At 65.0% G+C, this 21470-nt stretch carries 20 protein-coding genes; 9 read left to right on the forward strand and 11 right to left on the reverse strand.

All coding sequences use genetic code 11. From position 1 onward, the window contains the following. Window positions 1-15: 15 nt before the first annotated feature. The gene (locus LZC95_01170; protein WXA95450.1) at window positions 16-726 is read right to left on the reverse strand and encodes an HAD family hydrolase; all 711 of its coding nucleotides are present in this window, start codon (window positions 724-726) and stop codon (window positions 16-18) included. A gap of 27 nt (window positions 727-753) precedes the next feature. Beyond that, complete coding sequence (locus tag LZC95_01175; GenBank protein ID WXA95451.1) at window positions 754-1686, reverse strand: sigma-70 family RNA polymerase sigma factor; 933 nt, start codon at window positions 1684-1686, stop codon at window positions 754-756. Window positions 1687-1990: 304 nt separating this feature from the next. Here LZC95_01175 and LZC95_01180 point away from each other — a divergent pair, with 304 nt between their 5' ends. The 3 genes from LZC95_01180 (at window position 1991) to LZC95_01190 (ending at window position 7485) form a co-directional block, all read left to right on the forward strand. Continuing rightward, complete coding sequence (locus tag LZC95_01180) at window positions 1991-2281, forward strand: hypothetical protein (GenBank protein WXA95452.1); 291 nt, start codon at window positions 1991-1993, stop codon at window positions 2279-2281. 67 nt (window positions 2282-2348) lie between these two features. Then, window positions 2349-5291 (forward strand): PAS domain-containing protein, encoded by a 2943-nt coding sequence (locus LZC95_01185; GenBank protein ID WXA95453.1) that lies wholly within the window; start codon window positions 2349-2351, stop codon window positions 5289-5291. A 28-nt stretch (window positions 5292-5319) separates the two neighbouring features. Next, window positions 5320-7485: an ATP-binding protein gene (locus tag LZC95_01190; GenBank protein ID WXA95454.1), complete on the forward strand. Its 2166-nt coding sequence runs from the start codon at window positions 5320-5322 to the stop codon at window positions 7483-7485. On the opposite strand, the gene LZC95_01195 is transcribed toward LZC95_01190, so the two are convergent. Further along, window positions 7455-8414 carry a chemotaxis protein CheB gene (locus LZC95_01195; protein WXA95455.1) on the reverse strand — a complete coding sequence of 320 codons (960 nt, stop codon included), beginning with the start codon at window positions 8412-8414 and terminating at the stop codon, window positions 7455-7457. The genes LZC95_01190 and LZC95_01195 overlap by 31 nt on opposite strands. Before the next feature lie 129 nt (window positions 8415-8543). On the opposite strand from LZC95_01195, the gene LZC95_01200 reads away from it, so the two are divergent. Then, window positions 8544-9587, forward strand: coding sequence for an arginase family protein (locus LZC95_01200; GenBank protein WXA95456.1), 1044 nt, complete (start codon window positions 8544-8546; stop codon window positions 9585-9587). 15 nt (window positions 9588-9602) lie between these two features. Here the strand turns inward: LZC95_01200 and LZC95_01205 are convergent, their stop codons facing one another. Both LZC95_01205 and LZC95_01210 read right to left on the reverse strand, forming a co-directional pair. Further along, window positions 9603-11345 (reverse strand): DUF885 domain-containing protein, encoded by a 1743-nt coding sequence (locus tag LZC95_01205; protein ID WXA95457.1) that lies wholly within the window; start codon window positions 11343-11345, stop codon window positions 9603-9605. Window positions 11346-11389: 44 nt separating this feature from the next. Then, complete coding sequence (locus tag LZC95_01210; protein ID WXA95458.1) at window positions 11390-11863, reverse strand: hypothetical protein; 474 nt, start codon at window positions 11861-11863, stop codon at window positions 11390-11392. Between the two features lie 253 nt (window positions 11864-12116). Between LZC95_01210 and LZC95_01215 the strand changes: the two genes are divergently transcribed. Continuing rightward, entirely contained in the window at window positions 12117-12611 is a 495-nt protein-coding gene (locus LZC95_01215) for a hypothetical protein (protein ID WXA95459.1), read from the forward strand. Between the two features lie 302 nt (window positions 12612-12913). Here LZC95_01215 and LZC95_01220 read toward each other — a convergent pair whose 3' ends face one another. The 4 genes from LZC95_01220 to LZC95_01235 are packed head-to-tail and all read right to left on the reverse strand — an operon-like array spanning window position 12914 to window position 17436. Further along, complete coding sequence (locus tag LZC95_01220; GenBank protein WXA95460.1) at window positions 12914-13714, reverse strand: hypothetical protein; 801 nt, start codon at window positions 13712-13714, stop codon at window positions 12914-12916. Then, window positions 13711-14001: a DUF2277 domain-containing protein gene (locus LZC95_01225; GenBank protein ID WXA95461.1), complete on the reverse strand. Its 291-nt coding sequence runs from the start codon at window positions 13999-14001 to the stop codon at window positions 13711-13713. The genes LZC95_01220 and LZC95_01225 overlap by 4 nt, the downstream gene beginning before the upstream one ends. A gap of 16 nt (window positions 14002-14017) precedes the next feature. Continuing rightward, window positions 14018-16111: a glycosyltransferase family 39 protein gene (locus LZC95_01230; GenBank protein WXA95462.1), complete on the reverse strand. Its 2094-nt coding sequence runs from the start codon at window positions 16109-16111 to the stop codon at window positions 14018-14020. Further along, window positions 16108-17436: a hypothetical protein gene (locus tag LZC95_01235; protein ID WXA95463.1), complete on the reverse strand. Its 1329-nt coding sequence runs from the start codon at window positions 17434-17436 to the stop codon at window positions 16108-16110. Before LZC95_01235 ends, LZC95_01230 begins: the two co-directional genes overlap by 4 nt. 104 nt (window positions 17437-17540) lie before the next feature. On the opposite strand from LZC95_01235, the gene LZC95_01240 reads away from it, so the two are divergent. Both LZC95_01240 and LZC95_01245 read left to right on the forward strand, forming a co-directional pair. Continuing rightward, window positions 17541-18074 (forward strand): RNA polymerase sigma factor, encoded by a 534-nt coding sequence (locus tag LZC95_01240; protein ID WXA95464.1) that lies wholly within the window; start codon window positions 17541-17543, stop codon window positions 18072-18074. Further along, on the forward strand, window positions 18071-18409 hold the full coding sequence (locus tag LZC95_01245; protein ID WXA95465.1) for a hypothetical protein: 339 nt from the start codon (window positions 18071-18073) through the stop codon (window positions 18407-18409). Before LZC95_01240 ends, LZC95_01245 begins: the two co-directional genes overlap by 4 nt. Here the strand turns inward: LZC95_01245 and LZC95_01250 are convergent. Both LZC95_01250 and LZC95_01255 read right to left on the reverse strand, forming a co-directional pair. Continuing rightward, complete coding sequence (locus LZC95_01250; protein ID WXA95466.1) at window positions 18395-19198, reverse strand: AraC family transcriptional regulator; 804 nt, start codon at window positions 19196-19198, stop codon at window positions 18395-18397. The genes LZC95_01245 and LZC95_01250 overlap by 15 nt on opposite strands. Window positions 19199-19259: 61 nt before the next feature. Next, window positions 19260-19976 (reverse strand): hypothetical protein, encoded by a 717-nt coding sequence (locus LZC95_01255; protein WXA95467.1) that lies wholly within the window; start codon window positions 19974-19976, stop codon window positions 19260-19262. A gap of 87 nt (window positions 19977-20063) precedes the next feature. Here LZC95_01255 and LZC95_01260 point away from each other — a divergent pair, with 87 nt between their 5' ends. Both LZC95_01260 and LZC95_01265 read left to right on the forward strand, forming a co-directional pair. Then, window positions 20064-20993: a hypothetical protein gene (locus tag LZC95_01260; GenBank protein WXA95468.1), complete on the forward strand. Its 930-nt coding sequence runs from the start codon at window positions 20064-20066 to the stop codon at window positions 20991-20993. 107 nt (window positions 20994-21100) lie between these two features. After that, a complete protein-coding gene (locus tag LZC95_01265) occupies window positions 21101-21436 on the forward strand; it encodes a hypothetical protein (protein ID WXA95469.1) in 336 nt (111 codons plus the stop codon). The last annotated feature ends 34 nt before the right edge of the window (window positions 21437-21470 follow it).

Below are 21470 nucleotides of genomic sequence, written 5' to 3' on the forward strand. Positions count from 1 at the left end.
CTCGTGGCCTCTCGGTCACGTGGCCGCGTCGAGGCGCGAGAGCAATACGGGGAGCTCGGCGAGCGAGTCGATGTGATGAAACCTGGGGCGCTTGCGAACGGCCTCCTCGTCCTCCACCCGCTCCGCGGCCCATGTCGTGTGATAGGGCACGTGCACGCCGACCCCGCCGATGTCGAGCACCGGCACCACGTCGGACTTGAGTGAGTTGCCCACCATCAGGAACTTCTCGGGCGCGATGCCCAGCCGCGTGAGAATGCGCTCGTACGTGGCAGGCCGCTTTTCCGAGACGATTTCCACGGCGGAGAATCGATCGCCCAACCCCGAGCGGGCGAGTTTCGACTCCTGATCCAAGATATCTCCCTTGGTGATGAGCATGACTTTGTGCGTCTCGCTCACCTTGGCCACGGCATCGGCCGCGCCGGGCAACAGGTCCACGGGGTGCGATAGCATGGCGCGACCCGCGTCGATGATCTCCTGAATCTGCCGGGCGCCGACCCGTTCCTCCGAGAGCTCGATGGCCGTCTCGATCATCGAGAGCATGAACGCCTTGATCCCATAGCCGAACAGCTTCGAGTTCTTGATCTCGGTGGCCACGAGCCGCTCCTCGATTCCCTCCGAGGAAACGAACGGCTTCATCAACGCGAGGAATTTCTCTTGCGTGACGGTGAAAATGGACTCGTTATGCCACAGCGTATCGTCCGCATCGAAGGCGACCATCTCGATCATGCCGTGCACGATAGAGCCGGGCGGGTCTCATTTCGAGCCAGTCAGGCCAGAATGTGCCGAAGAAGACGGATTGTCGTCGAAGGGGCCGGTCTCGCGAAGCGCACGCTGCAGCGTGATGTCCACGGCACCATCGAGAATGCGCATCGCACTTCGAAGTTCGCTCGGGCTGGCGTGCAGGCGCGCTGCCAGAAAGCGACGCGTACCCGCCACCAGTGCTTCGCGCGCACGCGTCAACCGTCGCGCCGCCGTCACGCGGTGAATGCGGTAAATGGCGCCAATTTCGTCAATCGACAGGCCGTCGATGTAGTGGTGGCGCAGCACGTTGCGCTCGGAGCTTTCCAGCGCGCGCATGGCGGAGGCGAATGCCTGGGCAAATTCGGAGGAGAAGCGCCGCCGCAAATGCGACAGCTCGGGATCGCCGCTCGAGGCGGGCGTGAGCGCGAGCGCATCCTCGTCCAATGCGACTTCGCGCTTGGTGGCGCGAATGGCACTCAAGATCTGCCGTGAAAGTGCGACCCGGAACCATCCGCGCAGGCTGCCGCGGCCCGAATATTCGGCAATCCGCGGCGGGGTGCCGCCCTCCGAGACGAACAACTTCGCGCAGAGCACTTGACGAGTATCGTCGCCCAAGAGGCGTGCGCCCGGGAATCGGGCCAAGGTGCCCTCGGCCACGTCCCGCATGGCGCCGTCGAACACACCGATGGCGCCCGTATCGCCCGACGCGCATGCGCAGGCCAGGTACAGATCCGCGCCGTGCAGCGCGGCGAGCGCCTCTTCGATGGCGCCATTTTCCGGTAGGCGTGCGCCGACGTACTGCGCGAACACGTCCGCCTCCACGCGCACCGTCGGCCATGCGGCCATCGCCGCCGCGAACATGGCATCGAACTGGCGCTCGACGGCATCCCACCCGCGCGTCGCCGTGACTCCGCGCGATTGCAAGCAGGCGGCAAAAACTCCCATCGGCGGCCAGGATAGCACGGTGTCCATTCGGTCTTCGACGAATGCAATCCGCCCTACGGCGAACGGCCCTTGTTTGGATATCCCGCCTTCCGGGTCATCACCGCCACAAGGTGCGATGACGGAGGCGCCCACAGAAACGCCTCAGGCCTGTGGCAGATTTGTGATCGCACGCACCGGTGACGCGTCGCGCCTGCGCTATTTTCGATCCCTTTGGTGCGTCGTTCGAGCCCTGTGGTTGGCCTCGCTCTTGCTCATTGCGTGCGGCGGCGCGGTTCAAGAAGCAGTCCCCTAGGAGGTGCCTCACGTGGCCATCATGATTCGATCCCCCTATCACGTGGCTCGCCGAGCCTCGGACGACGAAGTGATCACGGCGGTCCGCATTCAGGCCGCCATGGTGCGAACGCTGCTCGACGAGGTCGAGCGGCTCGTGCCGCCCTCGGGGCTGCAAGGTTTGCAACGTGCAGCCACTCGTCAGTTGCCGGAAGAACTCGCACGACTCGGTGCCCGCCTGGTGGATCTCGCGGCGGAGATGGCCAACGGTCTGCGCTCGGACATCGCGGCGGATGCCGAGACCGTGTGTGCCAAGCCCGGGTGATAGGGAACAGCTCCCCTAGTGGCCCTCGCGGACATGCGATATACCGCGTTGCCGTGGAGGATGGACCATGTCCAACGACGACGTCTCCGCCCCGGACGAAGGCCGAGGCGGGCACCCCAATGACGAGACGGATGCAACCTTCATCATCGTAGGGGTTGGCGCGTCCGCCGGAGGGATCGAAGCCCTGGCCCACTTGGTGGGCCGTCTCACCCTCGATCACCTGGCGCTCGTGGTCATCCAACACCTCGCGCCGTCCCACGAGAGCTTTCTCGCCCCGCTGCTGGCGCGCAACAGCTCGATTCGCGTGCAGACGGCCGAAGACGGGATGCGGGTCGAGCCCAATGGCATCTACGTCATCCCGCCCAACGTGAACCTGGCCATCCTGAGCGGTGTGTTGCACTTGATGCCGCCGACTCCGCGCCCTGGCCCCGCGCTGTCCGTGGATTTCTTTTTCCGATCCCTGGCGGAGGATCAAGGTTCCCGTGCGGTTGGTGTGGTGCTCTCTGGTACCGGCACCGATGGGACGCTCGGCCTCAAGGCCATCAAGCAAGCGGGGGGCATTACCTTCGCGCAGGACCCCAACACGGCCAAGTACGACGGGATGCCACGGCATGCGCTCGCCAGTGGATGCGTGGACTTCTGTCTCGCGCCCGACGCGATCGCCGGCGAATTGATGAGCATCGGACACCATCCGTACTGGCACGAGCGAGCGGTTCCTCGTCCCAAAACCGAGTTCGAAGGCGTGAGCAAGCTCATTCTGCTCATGCGATCCATGTTCGGAAACGATCTGACGTACTACAAGCCGAGCACCATCGAGCGTCGCATCGAGCGCCGGCTTGCGCTCCACAAATTCGAGAGGCTGGAGGATTACGTCAAGCTCGCGCAGTCGAATCCCGATGAAGTGCGTGCGCTCTACAAAGATATTCTCATCAGCGTGACGAGCTTCTTCCGCGACACCGAAGCATACGAGGCTCTGAGGACGAGGATATTTCCCCGTATGTTGGAGAACAAGGGGCCGGGCTCCAGCATTCGCATTTGGGTTCCGGCCTCGTCCACGGGCGAGGAGGCGTACTCGATTGCCATTGCACTTCTCGAGTTTCTCGACGACCGCGCCCAAGAATACCGTATTCAAATCTTTGGCACGGACGTCGACGAAAATGCCATATCGCACGCCCGCCGGGGTGTTTATCCGGAGAATATCGTCCTCGATGTGACGCCCGAGCATTTGCGCCGGTTCTTCGTCAAAAAAGACGCCAGTTATCAAATTAGCCGGCGTGTGCGCGACATGGTCGTCTTTTCCGTGCAAAACATCACGAAAGACGCCCCGTTTTCGCGGCTCGACTTGGTCAGCTGCCGCAACCTGCTCATCTATCTGCAGCCGGCCATGCAGAAGAAAGTGTTGCGCATTCTGCACTATTCGCTCAATCCAAATGGCTTCTTGCTCTTGGGAACCTCGGAAACCGTCGGCGATTCGCCGGACCTATTTTCCCTGGTGGACCGTAAGAACAAACTTTATGCAGCCAAGCACGTACCAACGCAAACTTCGGCCGACATCGGGTTCGGCACCGGCGTGCGCGAAACGGCGCTGGTCGCTCCCACGACGGCGAACATGCGGCCCATTCTGAACATCGCTGCGCTGGCCGAGCGCAAGATCCTCGAGGTGTACGGACCGCCGGGCGTGGTCATCAACGAGAACCTGGAGATTTTGCATTTCCGCGGCCGGACCGGCCCGTATTTCGAACCGGCGGCGGGGGCGGCGAGCTTGAACATCCTTCGCCTGGCACGACCGGAAATTCACGCGGATATCCGGCGTACGATCCACCAGTCGATCAAGGACGATGTGCGCGCCAGCGCCGTCTGCAAGATGACCGAGAATGGATCCACGCGCTCGTTCCGGATCGATGTGCTGCCGGTGACGGAGCCCGAAACGAAATCGAATTGCATGCTCGTTCTCTTCGTCGAGCTGCCCGAGCTACCAGGCCCGGCCCAAGTGCTGACCCAGGCGCCCTCGGCCGTCGATGAATCGCGCTTGCAGGACATGGAGCGCGAGCTTTTGGTGGCACGCGAATACCTGCAGAGCACCATCGAAGAGCTCGAGAGCGCGAACGAAGAGCTCAAGTCATCCAACGAAGAATTGCAGTCTTCGAATGAAGAGCTGCAAAGCACCAATGAGGAGCTCGAGACTTCCAAGGAAGAGCTGCAATCGGCGAACGAGGAGCTGACGACGGTCAACGACGAGCTACAAACGCGTATGCTGGAGCAGCAGCTCACCAACGACGACCTGCACAACGTCCTCAATGGTGTGGACACCATGCTGATCATCACGGGCATCGATTTGCGCATCCGGCGCTTTACGTTCGCGGCCGAGAAGCATTTGAATCTTCTGCCCGGCGACATTGGCCGGTCCATCAGCCACCTCAATCCGTTCGTCGGCGGGCTCCGGCTGGAGCAACTCGGTGCCGATGTCATCGAAACGCTCACGCCGTTCACGCAAGAGGTGCAGGCTCCGGATCAGCGCTGGTATTCGCTACGGATGACGCCGTACAAGACGCTCGAACACTCGATCACCGGTGTGGTCATCACGTTGGCGGACATCGACGTGCGCCGGCGCGCGTTTCAGCTCGGGCAGGACGTGGCGGAGTACGCGGGGATGTTCCTGGACGTCATTGGCCACCCCTTGACAATCATCGATGCGCGCAAAAAAATCGTGTGGGCCAACCGCCACTTCTACCCCAATTTCGGCGTTTCCCCCGATGGCGTCATCGGAAAATCCTTCGCCGAACTACCGTCGGGCCCCTGGAAGAATCCCAAGTTGGACGAGTTCGTCGAGGCGACCATGGTGACCGGCGGATCGTTTCACGAGATCGAGATTTCGTATGCAGTCGAAGGCGAAACGCCCACTAAATCGGTTCGCGTGAGCGGTAGCCGCATGCCACCCATGGGCGGTAACGCGGGCCTTCTCTTGTTGTCATTCGAAAATGCCACGACGGAGCGTGCATCATCGGCGTGAGGTGGAAGATCTACCAATGAGGTGACACGTGGGAGCCTATCGGGAGGTATCGAGGACGCAGCTGGAACATGCTCTTGAGGCGCTCGAATCGAATACCGGGCTCAAGGAGCCGGTCGCGGAGGTCCAGCGTCTGTTGCACGAGCTGCAAGTCCACCAGATCGAGCTCGAGGCGCAGAACAAGGATCTCAAAGAGGCGCAGCAGCAACTCGAGGAGTCGCGCAGCCGCTACGCCGATCTCTTCGATTTCGCGCCCGTGGGCTACTGCACCTTCGATCGCCATGGGTTGGTGCTCGAGATCAACATCACGGCGACGGCCATGTTCCGCATCGCGCGCGCCAACGCCGTGGGCAAAGGCTTCACGCAGATCGTTGCCCTGAGCGACCCGTCCGCGTTTCGGGCGCATCTGAATACCTGCTTCACGGAAGAGGTGCGCGTGACCACCGAGATCACCATCACACCGAAGGAGCAGGCTCCCATCGTGATTCAGATGGTGTCGAGCCCCGTGATCAATACCAACGGCGTGGTGGTGGCATGCCGAACCACGCTCACCAATATCTCGGCGTTGAAGTCGTCGGAAAATATTCTGCGCTTCTTGGCCGATGCCAGTGAAGCGCTCTCCTCCTCGCTCGAATACTCGCACACGCTCGCGACCGTGGTGCGGCTCGCCGTACCCGTTCTGGCCGATATTTGCTTTTTGGACATTCTGGACGAAGACAACCAACTGCGCCGTCTGGAAGTGGCCTTTGCCGATGAGGGAAAGCGGTTTCTCGTGGATGCCATCAAGCGCGCCGTTCCCGAGCTGGACTCCAAGGCGCCCGAGATCCAGGTCTTGCGCTCGGGCAAGGCACGGGCCGTTTCCGATGGGCCCCGGTCCCTCCACGACTCGCTACCGCCGCAGATCGCGGGGATTGCCCGTTCGGTCCTGTTCGTTCCGCTCACCGCGCGGGAGCGAACGCTGGGCGTGCTTACGCTCATCATGGCCGAATCGGCCCGCTCGTATTCGCCGCGTGAGCTCGCCGTGGCGCAGGACGTCGGCCGCCGTGCGGCCATGGCGCTCGACAATGCGCGTCTCTACGACACGGCACGCCAGGCGATCCGCGGGCGCGAGGACATTCTGGCCATCGTTTCCCACGATTTGAAGGAGCCGCTCAACGGCATCACGCTCGCCTCGTCGACGTTGGAATCGTGGTCCAAAGTTTCGGCCGACGCCCAGACGAACCGCCTCTTGCAGATCGTGCTGCGCTCTGCGCACCGCATGGATCGGCTGATCAACGAGCTGCTCGATTGTTCGAGCATTCAATCGGGGCACCTTTCCGTTCGCAAGCGCGACTGCTCCGTGCAGGAGCTGTTGAGCGACGCCCAAGAGATGTTCACCCAGCTGGCCGACGAGGACGGGATCACCCTCCACGTCGAGCCATTGCCCGCGCCGATGATGATCTCGTGCGACAGAGAGCGCATTTATCAGGTGCTGTCCAACTTGATTGGCAATGGCATCAAGTTCACCGAATCGGGCGGCAGGGTCGAGCTGCGCGTCGAAGATCGCGGCGACGAGGTGCTGTTCAAGGTCTCCGATACGGGCCCGGGCATTCCGAAAGATCGACTGCCCCGTTTGTTCGAGCAATTCTGGCAAGCCGAGGATAGCTCGAAGAAGGGACGCGGGCTCGGGCTGTTCATTGCCAAAGGCATCGTGGTGGCCCACGACGGCAAGATTTGGGCGGAGAGCCGCCTTGGCGACGGGACCACGCTCTTCGTGAGCTTGCCCAAGGGTACGTTGGAGAGCTCGCAGGAGCGTAGGTCAACGCGTCCGCGCGCGCAGCTGGACGACGCGATCATGGTCGTGGACGACGATCCGGAGATACGCGACCTTTTGGCCGGCATACTCGAGCAGGAAGGCTCCATCGTGACGCAGATGCCCAACGGGCGTGCGGCGCTCGAATATCTGCGCGATTCGGGGCTGCGCCCGCGGCTCATTTTGCTCGATTTGCGTATGCCCATCATGGACGGTTGGCAATGCATGAGCGAGCTTCGCAATGATGCGGAGTTTGCCGCCATTCCGGTCGTCGTGGTCTCCAGCGCGGAATTTGCTCCGCAGGCCGCGAGTCTGGGCATCGATTTTCTGGAGAAGCCGGTGCGCATCGATCGGCTGCTGGAAACCGTGCGACGCTATCGTGTGCGATCGTCGTCGGTTTCCTGAGTTTTCTCCGTGGCCAGGCCGCCCAGAATGAGGTCGCGAACGACCTTCGCATTGCGAGCTTGCGCGTGCGCCTTTTCGATGAACTTCTCCCGAAGGTCTCCCGCGGCGGTGGAGGCGAGGCGTTTCGACATGGTCGCACCCTCCTCGAGGGCACGGACAGCCGCCCAGAGCGCGCGCTCGACCTCGTTTGCCTGCTCCGTGTCAATGCTCTCCAATGTGAAGGAATGCCCCGTGTGGCAACGAAACACGGTGAAGTCTCCGAGGGAGGCCTCGCTGACGGTGCCCTGGCATTCGGGGCAGACGAACATGGCGGGGGTTCCTCTCTCTTTTCCCTCGAACCGCATGAGCGCCGGTGAGACTTGGCCTGCGGGAGCCTCGCCCGCGGGCTCGGAGACCAAGCGCGTGATCAACGCGGGGAGCTCTTCCAACGTGGCGACATGGTCGATGGTCGCGTGGTCGAGGGCGCTCTGCGGCATGCTGCGCGCTTCCGCCTCGTGCGGATTTTGAACGATGCCCACGCCGCCCCGCGCTTTGATCGACAGCATGCCGGCGGTGCCGCAATCGAGCTGCCCCGTGAGGATGATGCCGATGACGCGTGGTCCATACGACGCGGCGGCGGTGCGAAACAGCGCATCCACGGCCGGACGATGGCCACTCTCTTTCGGGCCGCGCAGCACGCGCACGACGCCGCGCCCCAGCATGAGGTGATTGTCCGGCGGCGCGACGTAGATGTGGCCGGGGACAATGGTGTCGCCGTGCAAAGCATGCGACGCCTGAAGGGTGCCGCGGCTCGCCAGCAACTGCGGCAGGCGGCTTTGGTGCAGCGGGTGTTCGTGAAGGACGACGAACACCGCCGCCGCGAGGTCGGCCGGCAGTCGCGACACCACGTCGAGCAAGGCGCGAACGCCGCCCGTCGACGCGCCGATCACGACGATGTCTCGATTTTGAAGGGATGAAGGCAATGGGGCTCCTTCCGAGGACGGTATGCACCTCGCGCGCCGCCTCGTGTCGACCCCGCCCCGTTGACAGGCGCGGCGTAAGGGGCCATAACCTGTATCATGCGATTTACTGGTTACGTCCTCGCGGCCGCGGTTTTGCTGGTTTCGTGCACCAAATCCCCGAGTTCGGTGACCACCACGAGCGCCGAGCCGGCGCCTGCACCACCGGTGGGCAAGGTCCACATTGGCGTGGTGGATGCGCCGTTTCATCTCGGGCTCCGTCCGCCCAAGCCGGGGCACGAGCCGGGGGTGCGCAAGCTGGCGGATGCGCTTCGAGGCACCGGGCTGGTCGCCCGGCTCGGTGCAGCGGACCGGGGTGCGGTGCCGCCGCCCGCGTACGCCTTCGAGAAAGATCCCGAGACGCGCATTTACAACGCCGCCGCGATTCGTTCCTATTCGGAAAAGCTCGCCCGAAGTGTCGAAGAGGTGATCCAGCGCGGGGAATTCGCGCTGGTGCTGGGCGGCGATTGCAGCATCCTCGTGGGCGCGCTCTCGGCGTCATCGCCGCGCAAACACCGAGGCCTCATTTACATGGATGCACACACGGATTTCGGTCCGCCTCCCGCGGTCGGTGGAGGCATCGCCCTGGCGCTGGCCACTGGCTACGGCCCGCCCTCGATGCAACGCTTCGGTGGCCGATTGCCCTTGGTGCGCGAGGAGGACGCCGTCTTGTTCGGTGCGCGCGATCCGGACGATCTGCGCGATTTCCGCGGCCGGTCCAAAGTCGAAGCGGTGGACTTGGCGAAGCTTCGCGGAAAAGGAGCCAAGCAAGCCGCCCGCGACGTGGTGACGCGCTTTCGCTCCCAAGGTGTCGACGATGTATGGATCCACCTGGACGCCGACGTGCTCGACGACGCCATCATGCCCGCCGTCGATTCACGCTCCCCCGACGGCCTTTCCTATGCCGAATTGAAAGACGTTCTGTCCGAGTTCTTGTCGTCGGGGTTGGTCACCGGCATGGATATCGCGATTTTCGACCCAGAGCTCGATCCCACGGGAAAGATGGCGCGCGCCTTCAGTGACGCGCTGGTCGAGGTATTGCCATTAGGATTGTCGAACCGCCAAGACGCCAAGAACGCCAAGGGGTTGGGGGATCGTGAATGAGCGCGCTTCAGCACATCAATCCATCTTGGCGTCCTTGGCGCCTTGGCGGTTCGACTCGATCCACGCGTCGACGCGTTGCTCGAGGATGTCCAGGGTCATGGAGCCTTCGAGCAGCACGACATCATGGAAGGCGCGCACGTCGAAGCGATCGCCCAAGGTGCGTTCGGCGCGGGTGCGCAGTTCGCTTATTTTCAATTGGCCGATTTTGTAGCCGAGGGCCTGGCCGGGCAGGGCGATGTAGCGATCGACCTCGTTGGTGATGTCGAGCTCCGGGCGCGGCGTGTTCTCGAGGAAGTAGTCGATGGCCTGCTTGCGCGTCCAACCTTTGACGTGCAATCCGGTGTCCACCACCAGGCGCACGGCGCGGAAAATGTCGAATACGTGCTGGCCGAATTTGTCGTACGGGTCATCGTACAATCCGAGCTCGTCGCCCAGGGTTTCGGCGTAGAGCGCCCAACCTTCGCCGTACGCCACGTGAAATCCATAACGGCGGAAGTCGGGAATGCCGCGTTGCTCGGCGGCGAGCTGCGTTTGGAAATGATGGCCCGGCACGGCCTCGTGCAAGGTGAGGGGCACCATCTCCCAACGCGGCCGCGTTTCCGGCTTGTACAGATTGACGTAATAGAGACCCGCCCGCGAACCATCGGCGGCCGCCGGGAAATAGAAGCCCGTGGTCGCGTCGGGCGCCATGGCCTCCGGGGTGGGCTCGACGCCATAAGGCGCTCGCGGAAAGGTTTTGAACAGCTTGACCAGCAGCGGATCGATCCGCTTGGCCAAGTTGCGCGACTGCACGAGAAGCTCCTCGCCCGTCTCGTAATAGAAGCGTGGATCGGTGTGCAGGAAATGGAAGAACTCGTGCAGCGAGCCGGTGAAACCGGTTTTCTGCTTTACCGTTTCCATCTCGCCACGAATGCGCGCGACCTCCGCGAGGCCCATGCCGTGGATCTCGTCCGGTGTGAAGGCCGTGGTCGTGTATTTGCGCGCCAAAAACGCGTAGGTCTCTTCGCCGCCGGGCCAATCGCCAATGCCCACGGCCTCCGGGCCGGCGGGGAGATATTCCTCTTCGAGAAATTGCAAAAAGTGCCGCATGGCTGGCTGCACGCCGTTTGCCACGGCATCGAGGCCCTCGGCCGCGAGACGCGTGCGCGCGGCGCCGTCGATGCCGGCGGGAAAGCGCGTGAAAGGTCCGTAGAAATCGCTGCGGGCAGGGTCGTCGACGAGTTGTTTCTCGATTTGGGCCGGAATGCGCTGCAGCACGATGCGCGGGGGCACGAGCCGCTCGCGGATGCCCTCGCGCATCAAGGCGACGATCCGATCGATCAGCGTGCGGAAACCCCGCAGCCGGGCGATCCAGTTTTCATAGTCGTTTACCGACTCGAAACGCAATTGGTCCGCCAGCTGGTATGCGGTCTGAATGCCGGGGCGCTGGCGGACTCCCTCGGGGAGCCAGCTGAAATGCGTCGTCGGAACGAGGTGCAGCTTGCGCGCGTATTCCTCGGTCCATATTTGGTAATCGCGGCGGAACAAGTCGTAATTCAGCTGGTCCTCGGGCGACAGGCCGTTGCGATCGATGTGGCGCAGCTCTTCGAGGACGGCAAGGCCGTGGCGGTAATCCTCTTCGAGGCCGGCGAGGCTCAGATCGTCCCAGCGATCGTCGTACCGGTGGTCGCCCATCAAGGACGCGTACACGGGGCTGTGCTCGAGTTGGTATTGCCACTCGCGTTGAATGAGGGACGTAAGAGCGACCGCTTGCGACATGAACGAGCCTCCCAATTGCGCCTAGGTCTATAGGAATAGAGCCATCAAGGCTTTTCGAGCAGGGGCGCCACGGCCTGGATTTCACCGGGCGGGCCTGCGCGTCCGGCTTGGCCGGCCTCGCTTGCGGGGACCACCTTTTGGCCACCGACACCGGCTACGCCACCGGCGCTGGTCGACTGCGAGAGCGTCCAGCCCTGGTTCGCGAACGAATCCGCCACGCTGATTTGCGATCCATCGATGATCGGCGCGACACCCGCATAGGCGAAGTCGATGGACGAGCCCCCGGCGCCCCCGTTGCCGCCTGCGCCGCCGCCACCGTGACCGCCCACGCCGCCTGCGCAACCCGGAGCGAGGGTGCCGTTGCCTTTGCCCTCCGCACCGCCTTGTTGCGCTGTTTGCCCGCCGCCTCCGGGACCACCGAGTCCGCCCTTGCCGGCGTGGAGCTTGCTGCCCACGAGCGTCACGGGCGTGCGGAAAACGAGCAGCGCAATGCTCGAACCCCCCGCGCGTCCACCCACGCCTCCTTTTCCTCCACAGCCACCCGCGCCCCCGCCGCCGCCGAAGGCCGTCGAGCCACCTTTGCCGGCGCCACCGCCCCCACCTTGCGCCGTTGCGCCGCTGCCGCCCATGGCGCCGTCCGCGGGCACGTAACCCGCGGCAGTCAGCTGGCCGAAGGCGGCGCCCTCGGGGGAGGGTTCGCCGCCCGTCCCGAATGCGCCGGCGACACCCGCGCCTTGCGGGCAGTTCGAATGCGTATCGCCGCCAGCCCCGGTGTTGCTCGCGGGCTTCGGTGGAATCGCGGGCAGCCCAGCGCCGCCATCTCCATTGCGCCCGCCGCCTGCGCCGCCCACGCTTCGATCGCCGGGCGGTGCGAAGCCTTCGCACGAATTGGGCTGCTCCGGACCGGGAGCTCCGCCATCGGCGTCGTTGCCCTTGGGGGCCGTGGCCGGTGCCCACGGGGAGAGGGTGGGGGGCTCGGGATTCGCATTGGCCCCGGCGCCCGCGGTGATGTTCACGCGCCGCAGGGTGACCCCGCTCGATTGTGCGAACCAAGCTCCAATGCTCGACCCGGAGGGGGTGGACGCATTCGCGCTGGTGAACGAGAGGTCCGCGATGGTGACCGGCTTGTCGATGTTCGCAATCGTCAGGGCCGTGCCGCTCGGAGGAACGATGTTCGTGGCGCCGCCGGTGAAGTTCCAGCTACCGTCGCACGACAGCCCGCCGTACACGCCCATCGGGCGCGGGATGCCGAGTGGCTCGGGGTAATTGCCTTCGCAGATGAAGACGAACGGCTTGTTCCCGCTCTTCTCGAGCGCCTTGGCCAAGCTCTTGACGGGCTCGGTGCGGGTGCCCGCGCCATCGTCTTTCCCGGAAGGCGAGACGAAGACGCCCAGGTCATCCGTCGTGCAGGTCGGTTTCTTGTTCGGCTCGTCCTCGCATTCCTTCGGCACCGGCGGAGGTCCGCTCGGATTGTCGTTATCGCTGCTGCATTGTGCGAGGGAAAACGCAAGAACGCCGAGAAGGCAAGACGAGGCGAGAACAAGTGTTTTTGTCATCATATTTCAATTTCAATTCTTGAGAAGATTCACCACGAAGGCAGGATGATCCGTATAGGACATCGACAGCGTTCGCGTGGAAGAAAAACCGAAAGCAGCTTGCTGCGCGATGATGTGTTGCACGCTGCCATCGCCCTTGCGAAAAAAGCCGCTGGGCACACAGGCCTGCACGTTGGGGGAACCCCCAGGCCCCGCTTTGGGGGCCGTTCCTGCCTGATAGCGCATGTTCAAATCGCCCGCGACCACGGTGGGCTTGTGCGCCGCATGAGCTACGGCCTCGCTCATGAGCTCCTGGCACTGCTTCATGGCAATCGAGCCTACGGTGGCCAGGTGGGTCGTGCAAAAGACGAATTCGGAATATTCGCCGCAGGCCATGACGCGCATTTCACTGCTGCCCGTATCCTGATTCGTGTACCAGCGATATTGCGGGGAGTTCACCAAATCGCCATGATCGGGCCGGGCCAAAAAGCCAATGCCGTATTGGTGACCGTTTTTACAAAAGTAGGGAGGCGGCGGTGTCTCGCTGCCTGTGCGCTTGCGTGCGGGAAAGAAGTACGCCGTGTACCCCGTTTCGTTGCCCATGCGGGCGACGTCGTCATCGCATACTTCGTTGACGGAGACGACGTCCGGCCGTTCCGAATCGATTTTGGCGATGCCTTCGCCAATGGCTTTGCCATCTTCGTAACAACCGGCGAGTCCGCTATTGCACAAATTGAGCTGGAGGACCTTGAACGGCGTCGCCGCCTCCGCATCCGACACTCCGCCCATGGCCAGGTCGAGTGCGACCAACGCGATGAGCGATGCGCGGATCACGACGCCTCCCGCCGAGTCGTGAGCGCGTAGCGTTTCGCGCCACGGGCCTTGGCCTTGGCGGCTTCGTTTTCGCGCGTGCGCGGGGGGCTGTGCGTCTCCATTCCATGCACCACATGGCCGGTGATGCGCGCAATTTCATCCACCGCGCGGTCGAAGATCTCCTGATTGGCCTTCGACGGTTTGCGCGTGCCGCTCACCTTGCGGACGTATTGCAGGGCGGCCGCCCGAATTTCCTCCTCGGTCGTGGGAGGCGTGAAATTGAGAAGGACGCGGATGTTGCGGCACATGCCGCAGACTGTAGCCTCATAACTCCGCGCGGACGAGCGTGAACTCGGCGCAGGCGGAAGCGTCGGTGAGCTCCTCGAATGCGCGTGTTGGGCCGAGCTCCGCGCGCAAGCCCCGAATTCGGCTGCGCTCGGTGACGAAGAAAAAGGTGTGCTCTCCGGCACGCTGCCTTGCGTCGAGCCACGTGCGCATGGGCGAGCCACCCGACATGAAAACGGCCAGATGATTTCCCGTGTAGAAATTTTCACCTTTCCAATTGAGCTCGTAGGCAACCAACGGCGTCATGGTGTCGGTTCGCGCGCGGTAATACGCATCCATGATGGGGCGCTGTCCGCCATTGGGGGCGCAGCGCACGAGGTAACCGTCGAGCAAGACCAACGTGCATCCCACGGCGAGGGCCCCCAATGCGATCACGGCGCGGCGTCGCCAGGTGCGAATGGCGAGCGCGAGGCTTGCCAACGTGGCGAGGGCACCGACGGCGACCAAGACCGGTGCGAAGGCGCGGGCGGCCGGCCACGTGCGGTCGTAGCGATAGGTGAAGAGCTTCACGAGGTGCGATGGATTCGCGCCGAGATCGCGCGAAACGAGGGCGAGGACGCCGGCGGCGCCGAAGGCGAGGACCGCGCTCGCGAGGAGCCGCCGGCGGCCCGGTTTTTCGGCCTCGGAAAGGCGCTCGTCGAGCCAAATGCCCACCAACATGGCCAGCGGCGGCACGGTGGGTAGCACGTAGTGATGAAACTTGGTGCGCATGGCCGACACCAACGTGAAGGCGAAGAGCGCAGCGCCGAAGAGCAAGGTGCGCGCACCCGTGCGGCGCGAGCCGTCTTCCCGCCGCGGGAACGAAAGCGCGGCGGCCGCGAGCAAGCCGGACCAAGGGAATGTCGCGTACCCGAGCTGGCGCACGAAGTACACGAGGCCCACGTCTTCGCCGTCGTTGACGTCGTGCAAATGCCCGAGGGTGCGGCCAATCATGTGCGTCATGACGAGTTCGTCGAGGAAGCCGCGCCCGTGGCGTGCCCAGATGGCCAAGTACCAGGGGCCGATCATCACCACGGAGAGCAAAAGGCCCGTGGGAATTTCGAGACGGCGCAAGATCTCGGGCAGGCGATGCGCGCGGTTCGACACACAAAGGAGTACCGCACCCGCGGCAGGGATCGCGAGCCCGGCGGGCCCTTTCGCCATGGCGGCGAAGGCAGCGGCGGTCCAGGCACCCAACGCGAGGAGATGCGCGAGGCGCGTCTCCGTGGCGATGCGCACGAGCAGCCAAATGAGAAGCGGCAGGAAGAAGGCGACCTGCAGCAGCGGGGAAAATCCGGGGTGGGCTAGCGCAACCTCGGCGCATGCACCCTGTCCGGGAAGGGTGCACGCGTGCGGTGAGCCTGCGACGAGGTGACGTGGTGCGAGCGCGATGACTGCGAGCTGCGGCACCGTCAGAAGCGCGACCCATACTGCGAGGCCCCGCCCGCGCGCCTGCGCACCCTCGGGCGTGTGGAGTGCCCGCAGCAAAAGGCCGAGGCTCGCTGCGACGCCGCCGATGAGCGGCATGTCCGTCGTGGCCTGGTGTGCGAGCAGCGCGAAACCCGGCATGGTCCACAGCGCGAGCGCCCCGAGAAATCCTGCGCGCCGCCCGCACGTGCGCGCGACGCCGTCGTAAAGCAGGTACACACCCACGAGGGCGAGCGCGAAGGCCGGCAGGCGCAGGGCCCACTCGGGATTGGCCCCGCCGGCAAGAATGCCATCGGGCCCGGTGCGAACGCCAAAGACGACCATGGCCAGGGCCTCGAGCCAGAAGGTGAGCACCGGTTTGGTCATGAACCAGCCGTCCTGCCACCACGGGGAGACGAAGTCGCGTCGTTCGATCATTTCGCGCGCGACCTCGGCGTAATGCGCCTCCCACGGGTCGATCAGCGAAAAGGCGCCCAGCATCGGCAATGCGAGGGAGGTACCGAGTGCGACGACCCACAGATCCTGCCGCGGCTTGCCGCGAAAGAAGAGGACCGCGGCTGTGAGCAGCGTGCACGGTGCGAGGATGGCGACGGCCCACGCCGGCAGCACACCGCGCACGGCGAGCCGGATCACGAGCACGAATGAAAGAAGTGCCGCGACGATCATCGAACCTCCAGGCTGCCGCCGCGCACTCGGCCGTGGCCGTCGTTGGGGCCGGAGGTCACCGGCATGCGGCGGTCGTCCTGGCAGGGGAGCTCGCCGATTCCCCACCAGAGAGCATATTGGCCGGCGCGAAAGTGCGGCGGCAGAGTGACCTCGAAGTCATCGACGATGACGTCGCCCGCCTGCCAGACCGGCATGGGGTACGGATGCTCGCGGTGCTCGGCGGCAAAACGCGTGGGCGTGTGGTCGATGTGCAAAAAGGTGCAGTATGCATGGAGTGACTCGGCCGAGCGCACGCGAAGGACGAGGCGCACGTGCATGCGCTTGCCCGAGCTCGCGGTCTCGAGAGGGGCTCCGTGTGCATCGCGAAGGTCCCACCCGACGAGCTCGAGCCGATTGCCCGCGACGGCATCGATGGGGCGCAATCCACCGGGTGGCTCGTTTCGCACGACGGCATCGAGCGGGCTTTCGCTTCGTTCGCCGCTGGCGAGGGAGCTCGCGGCGAGCATCACGGTGCCATCGCCACCGGCCAGAATGGGCACGTTGGCACGGCGTTCGGCTCGGAATGCGGCATTGAGCCGCGGAAGCTCGGGCGAGGCGAGGGCCACGAAGCGGCGCCCGGACGCGGTCTCGGCGAGCCATTTCCCCGCCGCCGTCGCATGGGCGAGCGTCACCGCGGGCGCGTCGGTGATCGCGTGCGGATCGACACCCAGGGCACCGAGGGGCTCGCCCTGGGCGTGAACGCGCTCCCACGTCTCACGCGCGGCCGTTGGCGAGAGGCGCGCGCGCAACGCCGGGTACACGTGCAGCTGCAGTCCGAGCCATGCGATGCCGGCCACGGCGAGGATGGCCACACTGCGGCGGACGGGCAACCATGTGCGCGGCGCCAGCAGAATCGTGACGGTGAGCGCCGTCGTGGCCGCGGTGGCGATGCGCACCGTCTTCGCCGCGACGGCCGTGAACGGCGGCACATTCGTCCCGGGTTGCCCGAGCGCCTCGAGCACCCGCGCCGGCACCGCCTCGATGTCGCGCACGACGAGAAAGCCCACCGCCGCGACCGTCGCCACCAGCACCGCGGGTGCCCGCTCGATGTCGTCCACGGATCGCAGCGCCAGGAACAGCGCCACGAGCATGGCCGCCACGACCACCAGCGAAAGGCGGCCCGACGCATGCGCTGCAAGCCCCACGATGGCCATCACCAGGGCCCCAAGGTGCACGTGGTTGGCCGGGCGCCTTGCAAAGGCCACCGGAACGAGGGGGCTCCACGGCACGAGCGCATAGGCAATGGCCGGCACTGCGGCGTCGAAGCGCACGCTCGTCGTATCCATGCACCTCGAGGACGCGGAAGGGCCCGGATCGGCTCACCAATCTGGTGGAAACCTCGAGCCATCTTTTTTGAGCCGGTCCGCCGTTCCCCGCGTACATAAGGTATGTGCTAGCTCTCGCGCGCCCGCTCACCGCCTCGGCCTCGCCCGCCGAATTGGATTTCGAGGCGCTCTATTCCCAGCATGCGCGCTACCTGGCCGGTGTCGTGCACCGCATCATGGGGCGCGACGCCGAGGTCGACGACGTCGTGCAGGAGACCTTCCTCGATGCGCTCGATGGCCTGGCGAGCTTGGAGGAGCCTTCCGCCGTTCGCGCTTGGCTGGTGACCATCGCCGTGCGCTGCACCCGCCGCATTCTGGCGCGCCGCCGTCGACGCAGCCTGTTTGCCTTCTGGATTCGTGATTTTGCCGCACCCGCCTCCGATCCGCGCGACCGGCAAGCCGTCGACGAGTTGTACGATGCGCTCGCGCGCTTGCCGGAAGATCTGCGCATCCCGTGGATCTTGCACCGGGTGGTGGCCATGAGCCTGCCCGAGACGGCGGCCGCGTGCGAGGTGTCGCTTGCCACCGTGAAGCGCCGCCTCGCGGATGCGGAAGAGCGGTTAGCACGGCGCCTCGCACCGAAAGAGGCAAGGCCATGAATACCTCGCGGCTCGAAGAAGCGGTTCAGCGCGTGCGCGAGCAATCCATCGCATGGGACGGAGCGCGCGCGGCGCGGGTGCTGTCCAATGTCACGCGCCGAAACGAGGAGCGCCTTCGCCGGCGCCGCTGGGCGCAGCGGGCCTTCGTGCTCGCGGGGGCGTGCACCTTGTTCGTGGTGGCATCGCTTCGCGCCGCATCGACGCCCTCGAGCAGGAACGGCCCCGCGAGCGGGTCCTGGGGGTCGCCTTCCCCCGTCTCGAGGAGCGAGCAACCTGCTCTGCAGGGAACATCGCCGCTCGACGATGGCGGCGCGTCGGCGTTAGACGGCTCGTGAACGCGCGACCGACGTGGGGGTGACGCCCAGGACGCGCCGCATCCAGCGCGCCATGTGGCTCTGATGCGAGAAGCCCACGTCCAGCGCAATTTGCGTGGCGGGCAGCTCTCCCTGCTGCAGCAGCACCCGCGCGCGTTCGACCCTTCGCTGAACCACGTATTCGTGCACCGGGATGCCTACGGACCGCTTGAACAGCGTTTTGAAGTGCGAGGTGCTCACCCCGGCGATGCGCGAAAGGCGCAAGAGCGACAGGTTCTCGTCGAGGTGCTCCTCGACGTACTCCTTCACGCGACGGAGCTGTACGGGCGTCAGGCCGCTGCGATCCGGCGTGGGCGCGGGGTAGCGCCCGAGCAAATGCACCGCGAGCGCAGTACCGAGGCTGTCGGTGTAGAGCAACCCGTTGGGAAAGCCCGCGCGGCTTTCCGCTTCGAGCGCCCACGCGATGTGCTCGATCTGCGCGTCGCGAAATTCGTAGCGCGGCTCGATGCCGGCCCGCTGCGGATCGAGCCCCATTTCCTCGGCCACGGAGCGGAGCAACGACGTGGGAACGCGCAGATCCAGCGACGCGCTCGCCTCGTCGTCGAACCACGTGTCGGAGGTGCCGGCGGGCATCAGGCTGATGTCGCCGCGCTTGCGCACGCTTCGATGCTTGACGCACGACGAGCGCACCGGCGGCCCTGCGTGCACGCTGATGACGTGATCCGTGTTGGAGGCGTGCGCATAGTGCCCCGCGGGCGTCTGGCGTAACGAAACACCGAGTCCGATCCGAGGCCGCGTGCGTTCACCCATGTGGGTCGAGACTATAAGGTCGGCCCCCGTGCCTGTCATCCGGTGGGCTGGTCGCTGAATTTCAAGGGCAGAGCGGATCACCCTGCGCGCATTTGCGCTCGGGGACCGATGGCGGCGTCGCTTTGGCAGGGGGCGCATTCGGGGCTGCGATCGGTGCGGGGGGCTGGCCACGGCGTGCTTCGGCCAACTCGCGCTCGAGCCGCTCGCCATTCGCGCGGGCGGTGGCGAGCTCCGCTTGCAGCGCCACGAACTTGGCGCGCTCCTCGCTGAGCGTGCGCTCGACCTGCACCACTTGCTCACGCAGCGCACCGCGCTCCTTCAGAACGCGCACCGTTGCATCGTTGGCGCGCGCGATCTGCGGCTGAAGAAAGCCCGCGTAACCTGCTGCGGCCAGCGCCACGGTCAGCGCGGTCCCCACCAGCATGCCGATCGCGAGGCCACCATGCGCGCTGCCCTTGGGGCGCGTCTCACCTGCGCGAAGCCGCGCGAGCTCCCGTTCGTGCGCGCGCTGGCGCTCCGTCTCCGCCTCGCGAAGCCGAGCCTCCTCCTCTGCTCGCGCACGCTGCGCCGCGGCCTCTCGCTCTTCTGCGGCGCGCTTTTTCTTCTCTTCTTTTTCCGCCTCGGCCTCCAATGCGGCACGTTCACGGGCTTCGCGCTCGCGTCGTTCCATTTCCGCGCGACGCGTGATCTCTTCTTCTTCCCTACATAGTCGCTCCTCCTCGAGGCGGAGCAGCTCCTTCAACGACGTCGAGACCGATTCCTCGCGCGTGCCTTCCATGCACCTTGGACCGCTGCCCGACGTGCATCTTTGGACCTAAAGCTGCGGAATAAAGACGACCCTCGCGGGTTGGAGCGTGACCCCGACGTGCACGATCTCATCGAACGACAAACCAACGAGGCACGTCGCGCCACATGGCGTGCTCGGGCATCGCTGGCCATGGCGTTTGGCCTTCACTCGGTCTTGCTCGTGGCGATGTGGAGAAATCACACGGTCCTCGTGGAGCGCCCCGCGCCCGCGGAGGACGCGGTCGTCGATCTGGATCTTGCGAGCGAGGAAATCGCGCCGCCGATCCAAAAAGAGGAAGAGGCTCCTTCCGAGCGTCTACCACCCGAGCCTACGCCGGCGCGCGCATCGTCCACGACCGCGCCCCGCGCGCCGAGCATCGGGGGCGGCAGCGACACTGTGGCCAACGCCGAGCCCGCAGCACCCGCGCCCTCCGGCTCCGCGTCGGGCGGATGGACCTTCTCGCCCACCGGACGCGGGCCCATCGATTTGGGGCTCGGCACACCGCGCACGGCGCAACAGCTGCCACCCGGTGCGGTGCCGAAGGTCGACGCTCCGGCCGACGAGCGCCCGTCCGCCGGTGCGGCCCTGGCCGATGTGTTCGATCAGGGGCGCGGCACGCCCGTGAAGTTCGCCGTGGAGATGGCGGCGCGCAGCACCGAGGCGCCGGAGAATGGGAAGGCGGTGTTCGACATCACGGTTGGCGTCGAAGGCGGCGTGCAGATCAGCCTCGTCTCCGCCACCACGAATTACGAGGGCTGGAATCAGCTGATTGCGTCCATTCGAAAGCATCTTGCAAAGAAGAATGTACGCATCCCGTCAAATGCGAAGGGATTCCACGTCGTGGTGGAGGTGGAGGCGCACGACCAGCTTCCCGATGGAAAAGCGGTTGGATCCCTCGGTTTTGGCGAAAATCGCAGTGGTGCGTTTACGCTGCCCAGCGTCGAAAACATCGGCGTCCGTCCGACGCGCATCGTCTCTTCGCGCATCACACGCGAAAACAGACTTTAATCGATTGAATGGGATAGGGTAGTCGCGCCGTCCGTAAGGGGCGGGCTTTGGAAACTCCAAATGACGCGGCCCGCGTTTTGGCGAGGCCGAATCCCGAGAGGTTTGCCATGAAGCGACATTTCCTATCGAGCATTCTTGGTGCCGGTTTCCTGGTTGCCGTCTTCACCGCGGGCGAGGCGCGCAGCGTTGCCGCCACGCCCGACACGCACAGCACGCAGACGACGCAAAGATGCAGTGAGCCTGCGCCCGAGGCGGCGCCGGCGAATTCCACCTTCCAGGGCTGTTGGAGCTACTTCCCGCAGGGCCCGTGCCGCGCCGTGTACCGTGACGCGGCTGGCAATGCGACCCTGTGCGGAAAGTGCGGGGCGTCCGGAGAGCCCAACCCGGACGGGTGCAGCCCCATCGGCGACGGCACCCTGGAACACGGGTATTGGTGCTCGTGATGTAAATGCCGGCGGGCTGGAGATAGAACGGAAG

It is taken from the genome of Sorangiineae bacterium MSr12523 (assembly GCA_037157775.1).
In the GTDB taxonomy this organism is placed as follows: Bacteria; Myxococcota_A; Polyangia; order Polyangiales; family Polyangiaceae; genus Pendulispora; species Pendulispora brunnea.